19 protein-coding genes are annotated in these 20,084 nt (G+C 36.1%); 16 read left to right on the top strand and 3 right to left on the bottom strand.

Annotated features, from left to right (window positions below):
* Window positions 1-38 precede the first annotated feature (38 nt).
* The gene (locus tag KFD70_RS00690) at window positions 39-788 is read right to left on the bottom strand and encodes a DUF4397 domain-containing protein (protein ID WP_336452563.1); all 750 of its coding nucleotides are present in this window, start codon (window positions 786-788) and stop codon (window positions 39-41) included.
* A 253-nt stretch (window positions 789-1,041) separates the two neighbouring features.
* Between KFD70_RS00690 and KFD70_RS00685 the strand changes: the two genes are divergently transcribed.
* Window positions 1,042-1,185 (top strand): YjcZ family sporulation protein, encoded by a 144-nt coding sequence (locus KFD70_RS00685; protein ID WP_336452647.1) that lies wholly within the window; start codon window positions 1,042-1,044, stop codon window positions 1,183-1,185.
* 521 nt (window positions 1,186-1,706) lie between these two features.
* Here KFD70_RS00685 and KFD70_RS00680 read toward each other — a convergent pair.
* Together KFD70_RS00680 and KFD70_RS00675 are read right to left on the bottom strand one after the other, a co-directional pair.
* A complete protein-coding gene (locus KFD70_RS00680) occupies window positions 1,707-2,810 on the bottom strand; it encodes an ABC transporter ATP-binding protein (RefSeq protein WP_336452562.1) in 1,104 nt (367 codons plus the stop codon).
* Window positions 2,811-2,912: 102 nt separating this feature from the next.
* Window positions 2,913-3,776: a PucR family transcriptional regulator gene (locus tag KFD70_RS00675; protein WP_336452561.1), complete on the bottom strand. Its 864-nt coding sequence runs from the start codon at window positions 3,774-3,776 to the stop codon at window positions 2,913-2,915.
* 584 nt (window positions 3,777-4,360) lie between these two features.
* Between KFD70_RS00675 and KFD70_RS00670 the strand changes: the two genes are divergently transcribed.
* The 15 genes from KFD70_RS00670 to ablB all read left to right on the top strand — a co-directional run bounded on the left by KFD70_RS00670 (window position 4,361) and on the right by ablB (window position 20,081).
* Window positions 4,361-5,611, top strand: coding sequence for an ABC transporter substrate-binding protein (locus KFD70_RS00670; RefSeq protein WP_336452560.1), 1,251 nt, complete (start codon window positions 4,361-4,363; stop codon window positions 5,609-5,611).
* Window positions 5,612-5,671: 60 nt separating this feature from the next.
* Window positions 5,672-6,616: a carbohydrate ABC transporter permease gene (locus tag KFD70_RS00665; protein ID WP_336452559.1), complete on the top strand. Its 945-nt coding sequence runs from the start codon at window positions 5,672-5,674 to the stop codon at window positions 6,614-6,616.
* The gene (locus tag KFD70_RS00660) at window positions 6,609-7,442 is read left to right on the top strand and encodes a carbohydrate ABC transporter permease (RefSeq protein WP_207994151.1); all 834 of its coding nucleotides are present in this window, start codon (window positions 6,609-6,611) and stop codon (window positions 7,440-7,442) included. Before KFD70_RS00665 ends, KFD70_RS00660 begins: the two co-directional genes overlap by 8 nt.
* A gap of 26 nt (window positions 7,443-7,468) precedes the next feature.
* The gene (locus KFD70_RS00655; RefSeq protein ID WP_336452558.1) at window positions 7,469-8,734 is read left to right on the top strand and encodes a Gfo/Idh/MocA family protein; all 1,266 of its coding nucleotides are present in this window, start codon (window positions 7,469-7,471) and stop codon (window positions 8,732-8,734) included.
* Window positions 8,735-8,866: 132 nt separating this feature from the next.
* The gene (locus KFD70_RS00650; RefSeq protein ID WP_336452557.1) at window positions 8,867-9,586 is read left to right on the top strand and encodes a GntR family transcriptional regulator; all 720 of its coding nucleotides are present in this window, start codon (window positions 8,867-8,869) and stop codon (window positions 9,584-9,586) included.
* Between the two features lie 77 nt (window positions 9,587-9,663).
* Complete coding sequence (locus KFD70_RS00645; RefSeq protein ID WP_336452556.1) at window positions 9,664-10,851, top strand: SIS domain-containing protein; 1,188 nt, start codon at window positions 9,664-9,666, stop codon at window positions 10,849-10,851.
* Between the two features lie 6 nt (window positions 10,852-10,857).
* Entirely contained in the window at window positions 10,858-12,021 is a 1,164-nt protein-coding gene (gene nagA, locus KFD70_RS00640; RefSeq protein ID WP_336452555.1) for an N-acetylglucosamine-6-phosphate deacetylase, read from the top strand.
* Window positions 12,022-12,025: 4 nt separating this feature from the next.
* Window positions 12,026-12,871: a tagatose-bisphosphate aldolase subunit GatY gene (locus KFD70_RS00635; protein WP_336452554.1), complete on the top strand. Its 846-nt coding sequence runs from the start codon at window positions 12,026-12,028 to the stop codon at window positions 12,869-12,871.
* Between the two features lie 12 nt (window positions 12,872-12,883).
* Window positions 12,884-13,807, top strand: a complete 924-nt coding sequence (gene pfkB / locus KFD70_RS00630) for a 1-phosphofructokinase (RefSeq protein ID WP_336452553.1) — start codon at window positions 12,884-12,886, stop codon at window positions 13,805-13,807.
* 19 nt (window positions 13,808-13,826) lie between these two features.
* Window positions 13,827-14,771, top strand: a complete 945-nt coding sequence (locus tag KFD70_RS00625) for an ROK family protein (RefSeq protein ID WP_336452552.1) — start codon at window positions 13,827-13,829, stop codon at window positions 14,769-14,771.
* 525 nt (window positions 14,772-15,296) lie between these two features.
* On the top strand, window positions 15,297-16,607 hold the full coding sequence (locus KFD70_RS00620; protein ID WP_336452551.1) for an aspartate aminotransferase family protein: 1,311 nt from the start codon (window positions 15,297-15,299) through the stop codon (window positions 16,605-16,607).
* The gene (gene atoD / locus KFD70_RS00615) at window positions 16,604-17,302 is read left to right on the top strand and encodes an acetate CoA-transferase subunit alpha (RefSeq protein ID WP_336452550.1); all 699 of its coding nucleotides are present in this window, start codon (window positions 16,604-16,606) and stop codon (window positions 17,300-17,302) included. The genes KFD70_RS00620 and atoD overlap by 4 nt, the downstream gene beginning before the upstream one ends.
* Entirely contained in the window at window positions 17,287-17,949 is a 663-nt protein-coding gene (locus KFD70_RS00610) for a CoA transferase subunit B (RefSeq protein ID WP_336452549.1), read from the top strand. The genes atoD and KFD70_RS00610 overlap by 16 nt, the downstream gene beginning before the upstream one ends.
* Window positions 17,950-17,964: 15 nt before the next feature.
* Complete coding sequence (locus KFD70_RS00605) at window positions 17,965-19,233, top strand: peptidase (RefSeq protein WP_336452548.1); 1,269 nt, start codon at window positions 17,965-17,967, stop codon at window positions 19,231-19,233.
* A complete protein-coding gene (gene ablB / locus KFD70_RS00600; RefSeq protein ID WP_336452547.1) occupies window positions 19,230-20,081 on the top strand; it encodes a putative beta-lysine N-acetyltransferase in 852 nt (283 codons plus the stop codon). Before KFD70_RS00605 ends, ablB begins: the two co-directional genes overlap by 4 nt.
* Window positions 20,082-20,084: the final 3 nt, after the last annotated feature.

Genomic DNA, 20,084 nt, shown 5'->3' with positions numbered 1-20,084 from the left:
AGAAAAAGTCTATACCAAGAGAGAATGGTATAGACTTTTTAATTTGTCAGAATCACAGCTTCTACTTTGGGAGATTGATTAGAATAACCTACTAATGCAAATGTGTAAATTGTATTTGGCTCTACTTTTACGTTAGGAATGGTTACAAGCACTTTTTTTGTATCAGCAAGAGAAATTTCAATATCAGCGGTTCCAGGGCTCACCTGCAAATAATCTGTTATTTGTTTAAATAAAACATTTTCAAATAAATAATCACCGCCTTTTATTGATACGTAAACGGCAGGGGTATCAGGTGAAAAGTGTGCAAATCTTATTTTTGCTTGACCCGATTGTAAAGGAGTAGTATCAAGCATTGGTTGTAATTGTATGTGTGCATTTGTACCGACTGCTGCAAGTGTATAAGAGCGGTTGCCCATCATCGGAACAAGTGCTGAGAAAATAGGTGTTTCATTGCCAACAGGAACGACATCAACTCGGTACTGTCCTTGAGATAAGGACAAATAAGGGCTATATTGTTTAAATGAAATATTTTTAATTACCTTCTGCCCATTCACTAAAAAATCAACAGCTGGTGTTTGAGGGGATGCGTGAAATATTCTAATATAGGATGGTAGTGTTGCTTCTTGAGAAGCGCGTTTTTCATATGCATGTACAAGTTTCGTAATCGCACTATGATATTTGATATATGATTCCATATATTTTTTGGGATTTGTATATTGATAGTAACGAGCAAGCTGTTCATACAGGGCTGTTTCTTGTCCATATTTTTCAATTTCAGATTGTGCCATGTAAATTCCTCCTTTTTCATCACTATAACTATATGCATCTTAGAAAAGAGCTTATGCAACAAAAATGCTTTGAAATATGAAAATGCGAACAGATGATGTATGTGATGTTAGAATTTTTACGCAAATAAAAATCTCTAACTGAGAACTAGGGATTTTTTGATTTATAGGCAAACACACATACAAAGTCGTAGTTGTCCTACATAATTTATTAAGGAAAATTAATTTTTAAGTAATGGAGGGAGTGGAACAAATCATGTGGGGATATGGATATCCTGGTAGTTGTGGATATGGTTATGGTGGCTATGGCGGCGGAGGATGCGGCACAGGTTCTGGATTTGCATTGTTAGTTGTATTGTTTATTCTACTCATTATTATCGGGGCAAGTTGCGTCCGTTAATAACGAATAAAGAGCGTCATGCTGAACTGGTTAATTATTTTTAATCGGTTCTTTCTTTTTTAGGTAAATTCGTATTCCAAATATCTGCTTGAACACAAGGATGTGCGGTGCGATATTTTAACATAACTACACAAATGAAGAAGGTACAATAGATAAACTAATAATGGTAAAGGTAATCTACAATTTGTACAATTAATTGTTAATTATGCATTTAAAAATTCATAATTCTATTGAATAGAAGCATGTGCAAGATTACATAAGATGGCATCTACCGAGCGTTTAAAAAATCAAGTGTATTTATAAAATGAAACTTGAATCAGTTTTTGGGGGACTCTGAAAGTAGCAAGATAAAGAAGGAATAGCTAGAAAATGTTAAGGGAAATGGGAAAATAAGAGGAGCGTCAGCAATGTATACTACTAGTAAAAAAATAAAATATTAAAAAGAATCTTCCTGACCTTTCTTAGGTGAATAGTGAAGAAGGGGCAGGAAGAAAAATAGTTTACACTTTAATCAAGTATGTCTATTCATTACGTATACGTTGTTCTGTGTCGATATCGAAAAAATGTGCTTTCATTAAACTGAAAGCTAATGGAAGTTTATCGGTAGCTTTAATTTCTGAACGAGCGTTGATTCGTGCAACAAAACTTTGATGTGCAAGTCTTCCATGAATCATCGTTTCAGCACCTAATAATTCAGCAACTTCTACTGTAATTTCGACAGTTGATTCAGGAGAAGATTGAAGAACAATTGGTTCATCATGAATGTCTTCAGGGCGAATACCGAGTATAATATCTTTTCCGTTATAACCTTGTTTCTGCAATACTTTTAATTGTCCATCAGGCACTTTAAAACGAATATTTTCGATATGAATATAGTTATCTTTTAATGTTCCAGTAAAGAAATTCATCGCTGGAGAACCGATAAATCCGCCAACAAAAATGTTTTCAGGAGCATCATATACTTCTTTTGGAGTGCCAACTTGCTGGATAAGCCCATCTTTCATAACAACGAGGCGTGATGCCATGGTCATTGCTTCTGTTTGGTCATGTGTTACATATATAGTGGTCGTATTTAAACGATGATGAAGTTTAGAAATTTCAGAACGCATGCTTACACGTAGTTTCGCATCTAAATTAGAGAGTGGCTCGTCCATTAAAAACACTTTTGCATCACGAACGATAGCGCGTCCAAGTGCGACACGTTGACGTTGCCCTCCTGACAATGCCTTTGGTTTCCGTTTTAAATAATCTTCTAATCCTAAAATCTTTGCCGCCTCGGTTACACGACGATTAATTTCATCTTTTGGAAGTTTCCGTAGTTTTAAGCCGAACGCCATATTATCATAAACAGACATATGCGGGTATAGTGCGTAATTTTGGAATACCATCGCAATGTCGCGATCTTTTGGAGCGACATCGTTCATAAGTTCTCCATCAATATAAAATGAGCCATCAGAAATATCTTCTAGACCTGCAATCATACGTAGAGTCGTTGATTTTCCGCAACCAGAAGGACCAACAAATACGATGAATTCTTTATCTTGAATATGTAAATTAAAATCAGAAACAGCAGTCGTTTTATTGTCATACACTTTGAAAATATGATCTAACACAAGCTCTGCCAAAGTTACTCACTCCTTTTTTAAAATTAATTGAATTATAAGTTTTTTAATAAGGTAGGTAAATTGGCAGGTTGCACAAAAAAAGTGAGAAGTTTTTATGCAAGTTTACGAGATATCCAAAGAAAGAAACGCCATATAAACTGCTACAGCACCTTCAAATGTCTTTATATTAATTCCCGTTTTTTCAATGAATTTATCAATGCGATACTGCAAGGTATTGCGGTGTAAATATAATTGTTTCGCTGCAAGTGATACATTTAAATTGCATTGGAAGAATACTTTCACACTATTTATTAATTCTTTGTCATTTGAAATGTGTGCTAATAATTGATTCGTGTACTTTTCTCTTTCTTCTTTCGGCAATGAGATCATGAATTGATAAGGGAGTAGTTGCTCAATATATGTAATTTTTTTTGATAAATAGGGGGAAAGAAAAGAGAACAAATTTCGCTCCCACTGATACAGATGCGCAAGTTCATTTGTTTGCGTATAGTGTCTTCCAATAAAAAAGGATAGAGATATAAAAAAATCTGTTTCTAATGTATCAAGAGCTGCTTGCAATATATATTCTGATATATTTTCTTCTAAAATGAGGACGCCGGTTTGTGAAGTTTCCCATATTGTTGTAGTGGTGAAAGGAAACATAGACTGTAAAGCGTCTTGAAATTCTTCTCGCTCAACTATCGGTTGTGTTGTGAAGAAGTGTAAAAAACGAATCGATACGATAGAAATATTTTTATTTTTATATAATGCTTCATACCATAATTTTTCTTTTTCCGTTTCATAAAATGTATCGGTATGAATGGGTGTTAAGATGGATGAAAGTAATTGACGTTCCCTTTGATGTAAGCGAGATTTTCGAATCCCTACTTTATTTCCTTCAACTAAAAACCAGCTATAATCTTCAGACAACACGACTTCATTAATCTTTATATCTTTCCCATAATATATTTTTAATTGTTGAATCATAGGAACACTCCTTGTCTTTTTATCAGTTAGGCTTCATCCTCCGCTATTTATTCATGAGTGTAAACTAAAACTTGATGGAAGGCGTTCTGTATTCTTATTCATAGTCAATATCTATTAAATCTGTATAGAAAGAATCTATGTTATAAAAGTAAACTGTCTCTTGTAGATGATTTCGTTCATAGTTTTCATTTTGCCATAAATAGAAGCATATTGTTAAGATATAAATAAAAATTTATCAAAAATTCAGAAAAGTGTTGCAGAAGAAAAAGTTGTAATGGTATACTTCATAACAACTGGTAATGACAACATCATATCATGATTGAATTCGATGTTTCTATAACAAATATATCAATGATAGTTTGTTGAGTAAACTGGTAATGACATCATTATACCTAAGTGATAGAAAGAAAAAAATGTTTCTTCTAAATCAAAACATTTAATTGGAAACGCTTTATTTGTGCGGAGGAAACGTTACTTGGTTTTACATAAACATCTTTTTGGAAAATCCAGTTTGTTAGTTTTACTAACCATTAGTGTGTAAGAAAAACATTAATGGAATTTTTTACTATAGAGGGGGAAATGGGATGAAAAAGTGGCTGATCTTCTTGTTGTCAGCGTTGCTATTTGCAGTAGTAGGATGTTCTAATGGTGGCGAAAAGGCAAGTACATCATCTAAGGGAGAAAAAGTAGAGTTACGGTATGCACTTTGGGATAAGAAACAACTACCAGCAGTAGAAAAAGTAGTTCAACAATTTAATGAAAAACATCCAAATATTAAAGTGAAAATTGAATTAACATCGTATGGACAATATTTTCAGAAGCTTGAAACTGCAGCAACGGGAAATGCATTGCCAGATGTATTTTGGATGAATGGACCAAATATTGTGAAATATGCTTCTGGGAAAGTGCTGTTGCCTTTAGATGATAGAGCGAAAAAGGATAAGTATAAACTAGATAATTATCCGAAATCTTTAATTGATTTATATACAGTAGATAAGAAAACGTATGGTATTCCGAAAGATTTTGATACAACTGCACTTTGGTACAACAAAAAGTTATTTGATGAAGCTGGAGTAGCGTATCCGGACGATTCATGGGATTGGGAAAAGATGAAAGAAGCAGCAAAAAAACTAAATCATAAGGAAAAAGGTGTTTGGGGATTTGCCGCAGCAATGGGAAATCAAGGTGGATATTACGATCTTATTTATCAAAATAAAGGATATGTTCTTTCGAAAGATAAAAAAACAGTTGGATTTAATAAGCCAGAAGCAATTGAGGCATTTAATTATAATATTAGCTTTATTAAAGAAGGGTTATCACCAACGTTTGCTCAAATGACAGAGACAGCTGCTTCTGATTTATTCTTATCTGGTAAAGTGGCGATGATTTATGATGGTCCTTGGATGGTGCCAGAGTATAAGAAAAATCCGGATTTAAATGTTGCGGTTATGCCAAAAGGGAAAGAGCGAGCGGTAACAATTCATGGTTTAGCAAATGTAATTTCAGCAAAAACAAAATATCCAGATGCAGCTTGGGAGTTTGTAAAGTACTTAGGTTCTAAAGAAGCAGCAGATGTGTTTGCAGAAACGGGGACAGTTATTCCTGCTTTTAACGGAACACAAGAAGCGTGGGTGAAATCTGCTCCGAACTTGAATTTGCAGGCATATATCACTGGAGTTGACTATTCGTATCCACTACCAAGTGTGAAGAATACTGGGGCACTGTGGGAACAAGAAACAAAAACTTTAAAACGAGTATGGGGAGGAGAAGTGAGCGTTGAAGACGCGACAAAAGAATTAACAGAGAAAGCAAATGAAATCCTTTCTAAAAAATAAAAGATAAGGAGAGGTATTCTCTCCTTATCTCAAATCAAACATTAAGGGAGGAGTGAAGAGATGGAGGATTTATCAATCAAGGTAGAAGAACAAAAAGTTACACAAATACAAAAGAATTATAAAAAGAAAAAGAGACTCGATTATATATGGGCATATGCCATGATTGCTCCAACTATGTTAGGCCTGTTCATCTTTTATATGTGGCCCATTTTACAAAACATTTATTTTAGTTTTACGGCATGGGATGCGTTTGGTAGTTATGAATGGATTGGATTAGAAAACTATAAAAAGATGTTTACTGATCAAGATCTAGGAAAGGCGTTCCAAAATACATTTATTTATATCATACTTACTGTTCCAATCGGTATATTCTTATCTATTATATTAGCGGTACTGTTAAATCAAAATATTAAAGGGAAGTCTTTTTATAGAACATTATATTTTTTACCTGTTATTACGATGCCTGCTGCAATCGCAATGGTATGGAAATGGCTCTATAATTCTGATTACGGATTGCTAAATTACATATTATCATGGTTTGGAATTGATGGTCCGAATTGGCTTACTGATCCTAACATTGCTTTATATTCTATTATTATCGTTGCGATTTGGGGTGGAATTGGATATAACATGGTGATCTTTTTATCAGGACTTCAAAATATCCCTAAAACATACTATGAAGCAGCGATTATGGACGGAGCAAAACCGATTACGATTTTCTTTAAGATTACATTGCCACTTTTGTCACCAGTTATCTTCTTTGTAACGATTATGTCTTTAATTGGTGCATTTCAAGTATTCGATCTCATCTTTATGATGATTGGTAGAACAAGTAATGTAATTGAGAACACACAATCTGTAGTGTATTTATTTTATCAAAATGCTTTTATCTTAAATGAAAAAGGATATTCTGCAGCCATAGCAGTTGTATTATTAATCATTATATTAATCATTACAGCCATTCAAATGATATTACAGAAAAAGTGGGTGCATTATGATGAATAAAAGAATAGGTGCAGTTAATAAGAATACGATTATCATTCATGCGCTTCTTATTATAGGTGCTTTATTAACAATTGGCCCGTTTATTTGGATGATATTAACTTCTTTAAAAACATACGCAGAATCTGTTCAAGTTCCACCGGCTATTATCCCGTCTCAATTTATGTGGAGTAACTATACAGAAATATTTACTTTACTACCATTCTTTAAATTTATGATGAATACATTAATCGTTACAGTCGTTAGAACAGTTGGTCAATTGTTCTTGTGTTCATTAGCGGCCTATGCGTTTGCTAGAATACAATTTCCGGGGAGAAACATCCTATTTTTGTTAACTCTTTCTGTTTTAATGGTTCCAGCTCAAGTGTTTTTACTCCCACAATATTTAATTATGGTAAAACTAGAGTGGTTGAATACATTACAAGCGGTAATTGTGCCGGGGTTGTTTAGTGCATTTGGGACCTTTTTATTACGTCAGTTTTTTATGGGGATTCCAAAGGAACTAGAAGAAGCGGCAAGGCTAGATGGTTGCAACCATTTTCAAATTTATTGGCATGTTATGCTGCCGCTTGCCAAACCAGGTTTAATTGCGCTTGGAATCTTTACAACACTTTGGTCTTGGAATGAGCTTATGTGGCCAATGATTGTAAATAATTCACCAGATATGATGACATTATCAGTTGGGTTATCTTCCCTACAAGGACAATATGCAACAAACTATCCAGTATTAATGGCAGGATCATTTTTAGCAATTTTACCGATGTTGTTACTATTTATGTTTTTACAAAAACAATTTATTGAAGGAATTACAATTACAGGTGGAAAATAAGAATAAGAGAATAGGAGAGGATACTTATGATTACCGCAGCTTTAATTGGGGCAGGAAGCCGTGGGATGTACGCTTATGCATCTTACGCGTTAGAACATCCAGAAGAGATAAACTTTGTTGCTGTTGCAGAAATAGATGAGGGGAAAAGAAGAAAGTTTTCTCAAATGCACAGTATTGCAGAACATATGCAGTTTGGAACATGGGAAGAGTTATTGGATAAAGAGAAATTTTGCGAAGCGCTGCTTATTTGTTCACCTGATCGCTTTCATTATAAGCCTGTTATGCGAGCAATTGAGAAGGGGTATAAAATTTTATTAGAAAAACCAATGTCTCCAAGTCCGATAGAAACATTGGAAATTGCAGAGGCTGCAACAAAGCATAATGCATTATTAACGGTATGTCATGTATTACGATATGCACCATTTTACCGGGCTTTAAAAGAGATTGTTGATCAAAAGAAAATAGGGGATATTGTTTCAATTCAATGGAATGAAAATGTCGGTCATTGGCATCAAGCACATAGCTTCGTGCGAGGGAACTGGCGGAATAAGTCTGAATCGAGCTCAATGATTTTACAGAAATGTTGTCACGATATGGATATATTACAATGGCTTGTTGGTGAGGAGTGTACAAAGATTTCATCTTTTGGAAGCTTAACTCATTTTAAATCCGAACATGCACCAAAAGGTTCGACATTACGTTGTACAGATGGTTGTGAAGTTGAGGGAAGCTGTGAATACTCTGCTTTAAAGTGGTATTTACATGAAAGAGATGAATGGCCAGCCAATGTAGTGTCGATTGATACTAGCATTGAGAAGAGATTAGAGGCTTTAAAAACCGGACCTTATGGCCGATGCGTGTACCATTGTGACAATGATGTTGTAGATCATCAAGTTGTCAATTTGTTGTTTGATAATGATGTAACAGTTGCTTTTACGATGTCTGCATTTACGAAAGAATGCTGCCGTACGTTTAAAATCATGGGAACAAACGGTGAGATTCATGGGCATGATGTTTTAAATGAACTAAAGATTAAATATTTTTCAGGTGAAGTTGAAACGATTTATCCAGAAACAATAGATGGTGGACATATGGGAGCAGACAATGCGATTATGACGGACTTCATTGAGAAAGTAAAAAGTAATACGACAGAAAGTTTAACATCTGCAATGATTTCGGCGAATAGTCATTTAATTGCTTTTGCTGCTGAACAATCGAGAATTTCAGGTGAAACAATCTCTTTACAACAATATGTAGCAGAATTGCAAGAGACGATGAGACAAGTGAGATAAAGGTGTGGGAATTTTCGGATACGGGGATATCGCTTTGCTTTTCGATAGGAGAAAGTGGTAGTAATTCCTATTTCCATTCGTTATAATAGCCGTAAACTGGTTATAACAACTTTATGGATGAGGGAGTAAAACATGATTGTAAAAGATAATCGAACACCATTATATTATCAACTGATGGATATTATTGTAGACCTAATTGAGACTGGAAAACTACAAGAACATGATAAGCTTCCGTCAGAGCGTGAGTTATGTGCAATTCATGATGTAAGTAGAACAACGGTAAGACAGACGATGCAAGAATTGGAAAAAGAAGGATATATTTATAAAAAACATGGTAAAGGGAGTTTTGTTTCACCGCGTGTCTTTAATCAAAGCCTCGTTCGCTTTTATAGTTTCACAGAAGAAATGAAAAAGTTTGGGAAAGTGCCATCATCAAAAGTCGTATCCTTTACTATTATGAATTGTGATAAGAAAATAGCGAAAATTATGAACCTTGATTTTGAAGAAGAGGTGTATCAAATTACAAGGTTAAGGTTGGCTGATCAAGAGCCGATGTTATTTGAAACATCGTATATTCCGGTGAAATTCTTCCCATATTTAACGAAAGAAGAGTTAGAAGAGACGCCGATGTACGAAATTTTTCGTACAAAATATCAAGTGCATATTACGCGAGCAGTTGAAAATTTTAAAGCAATTGCAGCAAATGAAGATCATGCAAAATGGTTGCAAATTCAAGCGAATGAACCATCTTTATTGCTAGAGCGAATCGCATATGCAAAAGCAAATATAATGGAATACACAGAGACCATTGCTAGAGGGGATAAATTTACTTACACAGTTGAATTACAATAAGTATCATTATACTTATTGTAATTCAACTGGTAATGATGACGTGATAAGATATAAAATTATGTTAAGGGGGTTTGCACATGTTATTACATGCAAATGAAGAAATAAGAGAAACATATGGAGCGTGTTTTACCGCGAAAGAAATTGCACAGCAGCCAGATCTTTGGGAACAAGTATATTCGATTGTTCAAAGTAATCATCATGAAATTACAGCTTTCTTTTCCCATATTTCAAGAAGGCATGAGCAAGTACGAGTTATTTTTACTGGGGCTGGGACATCAGCTTTTGTTGGAGATACAATCGTTCCATATATAAAAAGAATAGTAGATGTAAAGAAAATGCATATTGAAAGTATTCCAACAACAAATATTGTTTCAAGTCCTTATTATTATTTACAACCAAATATCCCGACAATTTTAGTATCGTTTGCTCGCTCTGGTAATAGTCCAGAAAGTGTAGCGGCAGTGGAGCTAGCAGAACAAATGATTCATTCCGTTTACCATATTATTTTAACTTGTAATGAAGACGGAAATTTAGCGAAACAATTTCAACATAAAGAGAATGCATTCGTAATGTATATGCCAAAGGAGGCAAATGATCGAGGGTTTGCGATGACTGGAAGTTTTACCTCTATGATGTTAACGGCACTCTTATTATGTAACTATAACGAAATCCCACTCTTACAATCTAGCATTACAGATATTGTTCAGCTAGGAAAGAAGGTAATCGAAAAGCAAGAACAGGAAATTAAGCAAATTGCAGAAAAAGAATTTCGTAAAATTGTATTTTTAGGATCAGGCGTATTCGAAGGTCTTTCTAGGGAGGCTGCACTAAAATTTTTAGAGTTAACTGCTGGGCGTATTCCCGTTATGTTTGACACACCGCTTGGGTTTAGACACGGACCAAAATCAATTTTAGATGAAGACACAGCTGTTGTATTGTTTTTATCTAATGATGAGTATACAAAAAAGTATGATCTTGATTTATTAAGAGAAATTTATCATGAGAAAGATAGAAACGATATTATTGTCATTGGGCATCAAGATAGCCAGGAAGTAAGGCAGTATTGCAATATATTTTTATGCAATGACGGAAACGATTTGAGGGATGATATATATATTACGTTTATTTATATATTATATGGTCAAATTTTAGCGTTATATAAATCTATTGCATTGGGAATTACTCCAGATAATCCTTGTCCGAGCGGAAGTGTAAATCGTGTCGTTCAAGGTGTTACCGTACATCCTTATAAAGGAAAGGAATAGAAATGTATGAATTATTATGTCAAAGCATCAATGTATCTACTCGAAGATGGGGTACGTGAAAGTGGATATTTACATATTGTAAATGGCTATTTTCTAAAACATGTTGAAGAAATAGTAGATGGAGTAGTGGTAAGGGACTTTGAAGGAAGTATTATTGCTCCGGGATTTGTTGATACACATATTCATGGTTTAGCGGGACACGATGTAATGGATTGTACATATGAATCGTTAAACAATATTTCTATGAAGTTATTGGAAAATGGTGTTACGAGTTTTTTGCCTACAACATTAACTGATTCTTTAGAAAATACTACAAAGGCTTTACAAAATATAGCTCATGCAAAAAGAAAGGGAGTTGCAGGAGCTACTATTATTGGAGCTTTTCTTGAAGGACCTTGTTTTACTGAAGTCTATAAAGGTGCGCAAAATCCAAAATATTTTATTAACCCAACTATTGAGTTGTTAGAAGAGTGGATTGCTGAATCAGAAGGAACAGTTAAAAAAATTGCAATGGCACCAGAAAGAGAAGGTGCTATCGCCTTTATACAGCAAGCTGTAAAAAATAATATTCGCGTGGCAATTGGTCATACAGATGCGAACTATGAAGTGTGTCAGGAAGCGATTCAAGCAGGAGCGACAATCTTTGTGCATACGTTTAATGGAATGAAGGGGCTACATCATCGTGAACCTGGCGTTGTTGGAGCCGCACTTTCTACTGACCATGTGTACAGTGAAATCATCGCAGACGGACATCATGTACATCCAAGTGCAGTAAATATTTTGTATAAATGTAAAGGATACGATAAAACCTGTCTAGTTAGTGATTGCATGCGAGCAGGATTATTAGGAGATGGCATATATCATTTAGGAGAATTTGCTGTTCATGTAAAAGATGGAGTTGCTCGAACAGAAACAGGATCTTTAGCAGGGAGTACACTTCGATTTATTGATGGTGTGAAGAATATCAAGAAATGGACAAATGCATCGTTATGGGAAAGTGTTCATATGGGATCACTTATTCCTGCCAAAAGTATTGGAGTTGACAGAGAAATTGGGAGCATCGCGCCAGGAAAAAGAGCAGATTTTCTTATATTAACAGACGATTTAGAGCTTATCGGAACAGTTGTTAGAGGGGAAATGAAATATAAAAAGAAAATGGAAAGGGTTTGAGAATATGCTTGTTTCAACTCAATTTATATTACGAAATGCACAAGAACATGGCTACGCGGTTCCTGCTTTTAATATTCATAACTTAGAAACTTTAAAAGCGGTAGTTGAAACCGCGGTAGAACTTCGATCACCTGTTATTATCGCGGCAACACCAGGTACGATAAAGTATATGGGAAAAGAAATTCTTGTGAATATGATTGAAGCAGCAAGAACTCGATATGATGTACCAATTAGCCTACATTTGGATCATCATGAAGATATAGAAGATATTAAAAGTTGTATCGATTTAGGGGTTCGCTCTGTTATGATTGATGCATCACATCATTCGTTTGAAGAGAATATTCAGATTGTTCAGGAAGTTGTGTTGTATGCAAAACAATATGGAGCAACAGTAGAAGCTGAATTAGGTCAATTATCAGGAATAGAAGAAAATATAGTAGTAGAAAACTCAATCTATACAGATCCGTATCAAGCAAAAGAATTTGTAGAGCGCACGAATATTGATTCATTAGCAGTTGCAATCGGAACAGCGCATGGTTTATATAAAGGAGAACCAAAGTTAGATTTACAAAGATTAGCAGATATTCAAAAGCAAGTTGATATTCCACTTGTACTTCATGGAGCATCTGGATTATCCGATAGTTTAGTGCAAGAAACAATCCGGTTAGGAATTTGTAAAGTGAATATCGCAACGGAATTGAAGATCGCATTTGTAACAGCACTACGTAATTATCTACAAACTCATCCAGAAGAAAATGATCCACGAAAATACTTTGCGGATGCTATTGTGGAGATGAAAAAAGTCGTTGCGGATAAAATAAAGATGTGCAAAAGCTTGAATCGTGTATAAGGAGCTATTTTTATGATTGCAACGATTACATTGAATCCATCTGTTGATATGCGATATGAGTTAGATGAATTAAAGCTACATGAAGTGCATCGCACGAAAGACTATGAAAAAACAGCTGGTGGCAAAGGTATTAATGTATCGAGAGTACTTCGTTTATTAGGGGAAGAGATTACAGGCAGTGGCCTACTCGGTGGCAGAAATGGAGATTTTATAAGAGAAAAGTTGAAAGAATTATTAATCACAGACGAGTTTGTTTCCATTAAAGAAGAAACTCGTAATTGTGTCGCACTAGTAACAAAGAATTCCGCTTCAGCTACAGAGGTATTAGAAGCAGGTCCAGCTATTTCGGAAGATGAAATAGCTCTTTTTATAAAAAAATATGAAAAAATTGTAGACAACTTTGAGTTTATTGTTGCATCGGGAAGCTTACCAAATGGTATCCCAAAATCATTTTATAAACAGTTGGCGCAAAAAGCTGCTGAAAATGGTAGGAAATTTATATTAGATACAAGTGGAGAAACATTATCTCATGGTATACAAGGAAAGCCATTTTTAATTAAACCAAACAAGCAAGAGATTTGTCAGTTCCTTCAAAAACAGCACGTATCACAGGAAGAAATGGTCGCAGCGGCAACTAAAATATGCCGAGGCGGCGTACAGTATGTTCTTCTTTCACTTGGAAAAGAAGGAGCGATACTTATAACGAAAGATGAGAGGTTTAGGGCGATTTTACCAGAAATAGACTCTATCAATTCGGTTGGTTCAGGGGATGCAATGGTTGCCGGAATAACGTATGCACTAGAGAAAGGGTATGAGGTAAAGGATGCACTTCGATTTTCTGCTGCTTGTGGCATGGCGAATGCAGCAGAGCAAGCAACAGGTTATATACAACCTCAAATTGTAGAGAAGTTCTATAACGAAATTACAATTGTATAAGAGTAGGAAGGGGAGAAAGATGGGAAAAAACTTCGCTTGTTTTGATATTGGGGGAACATTTATTAAATATGCGATGATTGATGAACAAGGAACAATATATGAAAAAGAAAAAATACAAACACCAGCACACAATCAGAAAAACGAAATTCTGCAACGTATTTGTGACACAATACGTGAATTAGAAAAGAATTATAAGATTCATTCTGTTGGGGTGTCGTCATGTGGACTGATTGACAATGAACGAGGGGAAGTTATATTTTCTGCTAATATTCCGGGATATAGTGGTACAAAAATAGCAAATTATATTTATAGAGAAACAGGATATACGGCAATTGTCGAAAATGATGTTCGTTCGGCTTGCATTGGTGAAATGTGGAAAGGGGCAGGTAGCGGAAAAGAACATATTGTTTTAATTACGCTTGGAACAGGAATCGGTAGCGGTATTATGATAAATGGTCAAATGCTCCAAGGTGCAAACGGATTAGCTGGAGAGCTTGGTCATATGACAATTGTTCATAATGGAGAAAAATGTAGTTGCGGCGGAAAAGGATGTTACGAGCGATATGCATCGACTTCTGCGCTGATTCGCCAATATAAAGAAGCATACAGGTTACAAGGAATAGATATAGACACAATAACAGGGGAAGAAATTATAGAACGTATAAATAGCGGAGAGCAATTAGCTAAAGATGTATATGAACAATTTTTGCAGTATGTCATTACTGGATTAGTGAATATTACACATATGTTTAATCCCGAATTAATTATTATTGGGGGCGGGATCGCTGAACAAGGTGAATTATTTTTAAAGCAAATTCAAAAAAGATTCCAACATGCGGTAATGAATATCTATCAAAAAAAGACGAATATTGTGTTAGCAGCATTACATAATGATGCAGGGGTGTATGGGGCTTGTTACTTAGCGCTTAATCGGTTGGAGAAAGAGCATTTGAATGTAAATTGAAGAAGGCAAGAGAAGAGAACTCGTACAGAACATTAGTACAATGTAATAAAAGTATCTTTTCCGTAGCAACAAGCAGATGGCGAGACTCTAAAAAATAAACATTTGAAAGAAACCCTCCTATGATCACTCAATCCTAGGAGGGTTTCTTTTTAAGGAATTTGTCTAATTTTGTTGAAAAGTATGACGGGTAAACTAAATAAATAGGAAGGAAATTGACGGGAGTTTCGTCGAAGTTTACACAATGTCAGCAATTGAGGGAAGCTGATAGTATCGTGAGAAAATAATAAGTTCGTATGTTTTTGGGCTTATTTTTTAGAGGGAGGAGGACTTGTTAAAGAGGGTAAAGGGTTTTGTCTTTTGTTGTGTTTCTGAATTTTCACTTTTTATTTCGATTTTTAGCACTCATTTGTATATTTTATAATAGTTTTTTGATAAATTCACTGCGCTTGCAGAGGATTCTTTTTTATGAAAGAAACGTCAATTTTCTTCATATATATATACAAATTGGAGAAATGGGGGAGCGCTATGCGCGATTACTTAATTAAGCCACTTGTTGGTCAGCCGTATCCAATGATTTCGCATGGAAAAGGTGTGTATTTGTATGATCAAAATGGCAACAAATATTTTGATGGTTCGTCAGGAGCGATTACGGCAGGTATCGGACATGGCGTAACAGAGATTGCGGAAGTGATTAAAAAGCAGGCAGAGGAGATTGCTTTTGTGTATCGCTCACAGTTTACGAGTGAGCCAGCTGAGAAGTTAGCAAAGAAGTTAAGTGATTTAAGTGTAGGAGATTTGAACTGGAGCTTTTTCGTGAATAGTGGTACGGAAGCGAATGAAACGGCTATGAAAATTGCAATTCAGCATTTTCAAGAGCGCGGTATTCAAGGGAAGCATAAAATTTTGTCACGCTGGATGAGTTATCACGGTATTACGATGGGTGCTTTATCAATGTCGGGGCATCCACTACGTAGGCAACGGTTTGTGTCTATTTTAGAAGATTATCCAACTGTTCCGGCACCGTATTGTTTCCGTTGTCCAGTGCAGAAGGTATATCCAACGTGTCAGCTCTCTTGTGCGACGGAACTAGAACGGGCAATTGAGCGAATTGGTGCAGAACATATTGCGGCTTTTATAGCTGAACCAATTATTGGGGCGGCAGGTGGTGCGGTTGTACCACCGAAAGAATATTATAGAGTGATTAAAGATATTTGCAGTCATTATGATATTTTATTTATTGCCGATGAAGTTATGACAGGTCTTGGGCGTACTGGTGCATGGTTTGCGATGGAGCACTGGGGCGTAGAGCCAGACATTATGACGCTTGGAAAAGGATTAGGCGCTGGTTATACACCGATAGCCGCGACTGTTGTGAGTGACCGTGTGATGGAACCGATTTTACGAGGATCGCGTTCCGTTATGAGTGGGCATACGCTTAGCGCCAATCCATTGTCAGCCGCGACAGCTTTAGCGGTTATTGAATATATGGAGAAACATAATTTGCCTGAGAAAACAGCGGAAAAAGGAGAGTATTTAATAAAAGGATTGCAGAAAGTTCAGCAGCAATCGACAATTATTTCCGATGTGCGCGGAAAAGGATTGCTGATTGGAGTAGAATTGCAACCGTTTACAAAGGCATCTGAACTTATTTCAGTCGCAGCGAAAAATGGACTCCTGTTATATCAAGCTGTATCAGGGCAGGCAGGAAAAGAGGATAGTGCGTTGCTTGTTGCTCCGCCGATGACAACTACATATTCCGAGTTAGATGAATTACTTGAGATTTTTGCGAAAAGTGTGGAAGAGATGATGCAAAAAGGAGGTCATAGTATCGCATGACAACTATTACAAATACATTTGGAAAATTAAAAGAAATTGAAGACATTATCTCGTTGTTTCATGATGATATGACGTTAATGTTTGGAGGATTTGGGGGGATTGGGTCTCCGCCGTCATTAATACAGGCGATTGTAGAAAAAGGAATTTCAAATTTACATTTAATCGGAAATGATACAGGATTTCCGGATGTAGGGATCGGCCGTCTTGTAACGAAAGAACGAGTGAAATCATTAATTACTTCGCATATTGGTTCAAATCCAAATGCAGGTAGACAGTTAAATGAAGGGCGATTACAGATTGAGTTTTCACCTCAGGGAACTTTGGCAGAAAGGATTCGTGCCGGTGGTGTAGGACTTGGTGGAGTTCTTGTCGATGTCGGCGTCGATACAATTGTGGAAGATGGAAAGCGAACAGTTGAAATGAACGGAAAAACATATTTAGTGGAAACAGCTTTAACTGCAGAGGTATCGATTGTATACGCGAAAAAGGCGGATCCGTTTGGGAATCTTGTGTTTGATAAAAGTGCTCGTAATATGAATCCGCATGTGGCGATGGCTGGAGATATTACAATTGTTGAGGCAGAAGAAATCGTACCACTTGGAAGTTTAGATCCTGAGGAAATTGTTGTTCCAGGTGTTTTTGTAGATTATATTGTGCCGTCGGAAGGAGTGAACTGGCAATGGGTATGGGAGTAGAAATGAGAGATAAGATTGCAAGGCGGGCTGCGAAAGAGATTCAAAATGGAATGATTGTTAATTTAGGGATTGGTATCCCTTCTCTTGTACCTAACCATTTGCCAGAGGATATACATGTTATGTTCCAAGCCGAAAACGGCATTGTTGGAATGGGACCAACGCCAAGTAAAGGAAGCGAAGATGAAAATTTGTGTAATGCGGCTGGATTACCGACATCACTCATTACAGGAGCAAGTTATTTTGATAGCTGTACAGCATTTGGAATGATTCGAAAAGGGTTACTTGATGTAACAATACTTGGTTCACTGCAAGTAAGTGAAAATGGTGATTTAGCAAATTGGATTGTGCCTGGAAAACGTGTTCCTGGTATTGGCGGAGCAATGGATTTAGCACAAAAAGCAAAGCGGGTCGTTGTTGTGATGAATCACGTTGATAAGTATGGAAATGCAAAAGTTGTTTCAGAATGTACGCTTCCATTAACATCGAAAAGGTGTGTGGATTTAATTATTACGGATATGGCTGTAATGGAAGTCACTTCCGAAGGTTTAGTACTTCAAGAGTTAATGAGTCCTTATACAGTAGAAGATGTAAAACGAAATACGGAGGCATCTTTTCATGTGAGTTCTAATTTACTTGTGATTGAATGAGAGGAGCTAACAAATATGGAGCAATTAAAAAAACAAGTGTGTGATTACATTGAAAGTCATGAAGGAGAAAGTGTAAAGCTCTTAAAACGATTAATTCAAGAAAAAAGTGTATCTGGAGATGAGAGTGGCGCGCAAGCAATTGTTATTGAAAAATTACGTGAATTAGGTTTAGATCTCGATATTTGGGAGCCTTCTTTTACAAAAATGAAAGATCATCCTTATTTTGTATCTCCAAGAACGAACTTTTCAGATAGCCCCAATATTGTTGCGACGTTAAAAGGGAGCGGCGATGGAAAATCAATGATTTTAAATGGACACATTGATGTTGTACCGGAAGGTGACGTGAATCAATGGGAACACCATCCGTATAGTGGTGAAAAAGTAGGAAATCGCATATATGGTCGTGGAACAACGGATATGAAAGGTGGAAATGTGTCTCTTATGCTGGCAATGGAAGCCATTGTAGAACTAGGTATTGAATTAAAAGGAGATATTTATTTTCAAAGTGTCATAGAAGAAGAGAGCGGTGGAGCTGGTACTTTAGCGGCAATTTTAAGAGGATATAAGGCGGATGGTGTTATTATTCCAGAGCCGACAAATATGAAATTTTTCCCGAAACAACAAGGGTCAATGTGGTTTCGCCTACATGTGAAAGGAAAGGCAGCACATGGTGGTACACGTTATGAAGGTGTAAGTGCAATTGAAAAGAGCATGTTTGTTGTTGAACATTTGAGAAAACTAGAAGAGAAGAGAAATGAACGAATTACAGATCCATTATACGAAGGAATTCCAATCCCTATCCCAATCAATGTTGGGAAAATTGAAGGCGGTAGCTGGCCAAGTTCCGTTCCCGATTCATTAATTTTAGAAGGAAGATGTGGAGTTGCGCCGAATGAGACTATAGAGGCGGCAAAAGAAGAATTTGAAAATTGGATAGGGCAATTAAAGAATGTAGATCCATGGTTCGAAGAATACCCAGTAGAAGTAGAATGGTTTGGAGCAAGGTGGGTCCCAGGTGAATTAGATGAGGACCATGAGCTCATTACAACGCTTCAAGATAATTTTGCTCAAATTGAAGGAAGAAGTCCAATTATAGAAGCATCTCCGTGGGGAACGGATGGCGGTTTATTTACACAAATTGCAGATGTACCAACTATTGTATTTGGACCAGGAGAGACAAAGGTAGCCCACTATCCAAATGAATACATTGAAGTTGATAAAATGATTGCCGCAGCAAAAATTATTGCATGTACATTACTAGACTGGTGTGAGGTGAAAAAATGAAATATTATGAATCATTTAGAGAACAGACGAACCACTATACTGTAGAAGGAGCGCTAGATTATTTTAATAAACGTATTCGGGTAGACCATTATACAGGAAATGTAGAAAGTCTTGTGCAAAAAATAGAAGAGTTAGCAGAGAAGCATTCTTTCACCAAATGTATTATAAAAGGAAAGGGAGAGCATGTTTCGGCGTGGCTCTCTTTTGGCTTTTTATTAGAAGCGACGATTCCACATTATTTTCAAGGACATGATGCGTATTTTCTTGTGAAATATCGTGATGATGAAAGACGAAATAGTATTCAGTGGGTTGATGAGGATCGCATTATAGATGGTGTGAGGGAAAAAGAGGTAAAGGAGAAACAAGTTCCTGAGAAATTTGTCTTGCGAAAAGCGACAGAGGCAGACGCAGAAGAATTGGCAAGTGTGTTTGGAAAAGTATTTGAAATTTATCCAACGCCGTTAAATGAAGCAAACTATATTGTTCAGACGATGAAAGAAGATACAATTTATTATGTGTACGAATCAGAAGGGCGTATTATTAGTACTGCTTCAGCAGAAATGAATGTAAAAGAAGGTAATGCAGAATTAACGAATTGTGCAACGTTACCTGAATATCGCAAACATGGATTTATGAAAAGTTTACTCATTAAGTTAGAAGAAGAATTACAAGAGAGAGCAATCTTTTGTTCTTACACAATTGCCCGTTCGCTTTCATTTGGAATGAACGCAGCTTTTCATCAGCTAGGATATACATATACAGGAAGGCTAGCGAATAATTGTTACATTTTTGATAAATTAGAAGATATGAATATATGGGTGAAAGATTTATCTCGCATTAACGAGTAGTAA

Source organism: Bacillus pfraonensis, assembly GCF_050768835.1.
GTDB classification, from domain to species: domain Bacteria; phylum Bacillota; class Bacilli; order Bacillales; family Bacillaceae_G; genus Bacillus_A; species Bacillus_A pfraonensis.
This window is presented reverse-complemented; position numbering and strand designations above follow the sequence as displayed.

Excerpts from the sequence above, each read along its gene's own strand:
- KFD70_RS00650 (WP_336452557.1), top strand. The coding sequence starts at position 8,867 with ATGATTGTAAAAGATAATCGAACACCATTATATTATCAACTGATGGAT.
- KFD70_RS00670 (WP_336452560.1), top strand. The coding sequence starts at position 4,361 with ATGAAAAAGTGGCTGATCTTCTTGTTGTCAGCGTTGCTATTTGCAGTA.
- KFD70_RS00665 (WP_336452559.1), top strand. The coding sequence starts at position 5,672 with ATGGAGGATTTATCAATCAAGGTAGAAGAACAAAAAGTTACACAAATA.
- KFD70_RS00675 (WP_336452561.1), bottom strand. The coding sequence starts at position 3,776 with ATGATTCAACAATTAAAAATATATTATGGGAAAGATATAAAGATTAAT.
- KFD70_RS00620 (WP_336452551.1), top strand. The coding sequence starts at position 15,297 with ATGCGCGATTACTTAATTAAGCCACTTGTTGGTCAGCCGTATCCAATG.
- KFD70_RS00625 (WP_336452552.1), top strand. The coding sequence starts at position 13,827 with ATGGGAAAAAACTTCGCTTGTTTTGATATTGGGGGAACATTTATTAAA.
- KFD70_RS00655 (WP_336452558.1), top strand. The coding sequence starts at position 7,469 with ATGATTACCGCAGCTTTAATTGGGGCAGGAAGCCGTGGGATGTACGCT.
- atoD (WP_336452550.1), top strand. The coding sequence starts at position 16,604 with ATGACAACTATTACAAATACATTTGGAAAATTAAAAGAAATTGAAGAC.
- KFD70_RS00660 (WP_207994151.1), top strand. The coding sequence starts at position 6,609 with ATGAATAAAAGAATAGGTGCAGTTAATAAGAATACGATTATCATTCAT.
- KFD70_RS00610 (WP_336452549.1), top strand. The coding sequence starts at position 17,287 with ATGGGTATGGGAGTAGAAATGAGAGATAAGATTGCAAGGCGGGCTGCG.
- KFD70_RS00645 (WP_336452556.1), top strand. The coding sequence starts at position 9,664 with ATGTTATTACATGCAAATGAAGAAATAAGAGAAACATATGGAGCGTGT.
- ablB (WP_336452547.1), top strand. The coding sequence starts at position 19,230 with ATGAAATATTATGAATCATTTAGAGAACAGACGAACCACTATACTGTA.
- pfkB (WP_336452553.1), top strand. The coding sequence starts at position 12,884 with ATGATTGCAACGATTACATTGAATCCATCTGTTGATATGCGATATGAG.
- KFD70_RS00605 (WP_336452548.1), top strand. The coding sequence starts at position 17,965 with ATGGAGCAATTAAAAAAACAAGTGTGTGATTACATTGAAAGTCATGAA.
- KFD70_RS00690 (WP_336452563.1), bottom strand. The coding sequence starts at position 788 with ATGGCACAATCTGAAATTGAAAAATATGGACAAGAAACAGCCCTGTAT.
- nagA (WP_336452555.1), top strand. The coding sequence starts at position 10,858 with ATGAATTATTATGTCAAAGCATCAATGTATCTACTCGAAGATGGGGTA.
- KFD70_RS00685 (WP_336452647.1), top strand. The coding sequence starts at position 1,042 with ATGTGGGGATATGGATATCCTGGTAGTTGTGGATATGGTTATGGTGGC.
- KFD70_RS00635 (WP_336452554.1), top strand. The coding sequence starts at position 12,026 with ATGCTTGTTTCAACTCAATTTATATTACGAAATGCACAAGAACATGGC.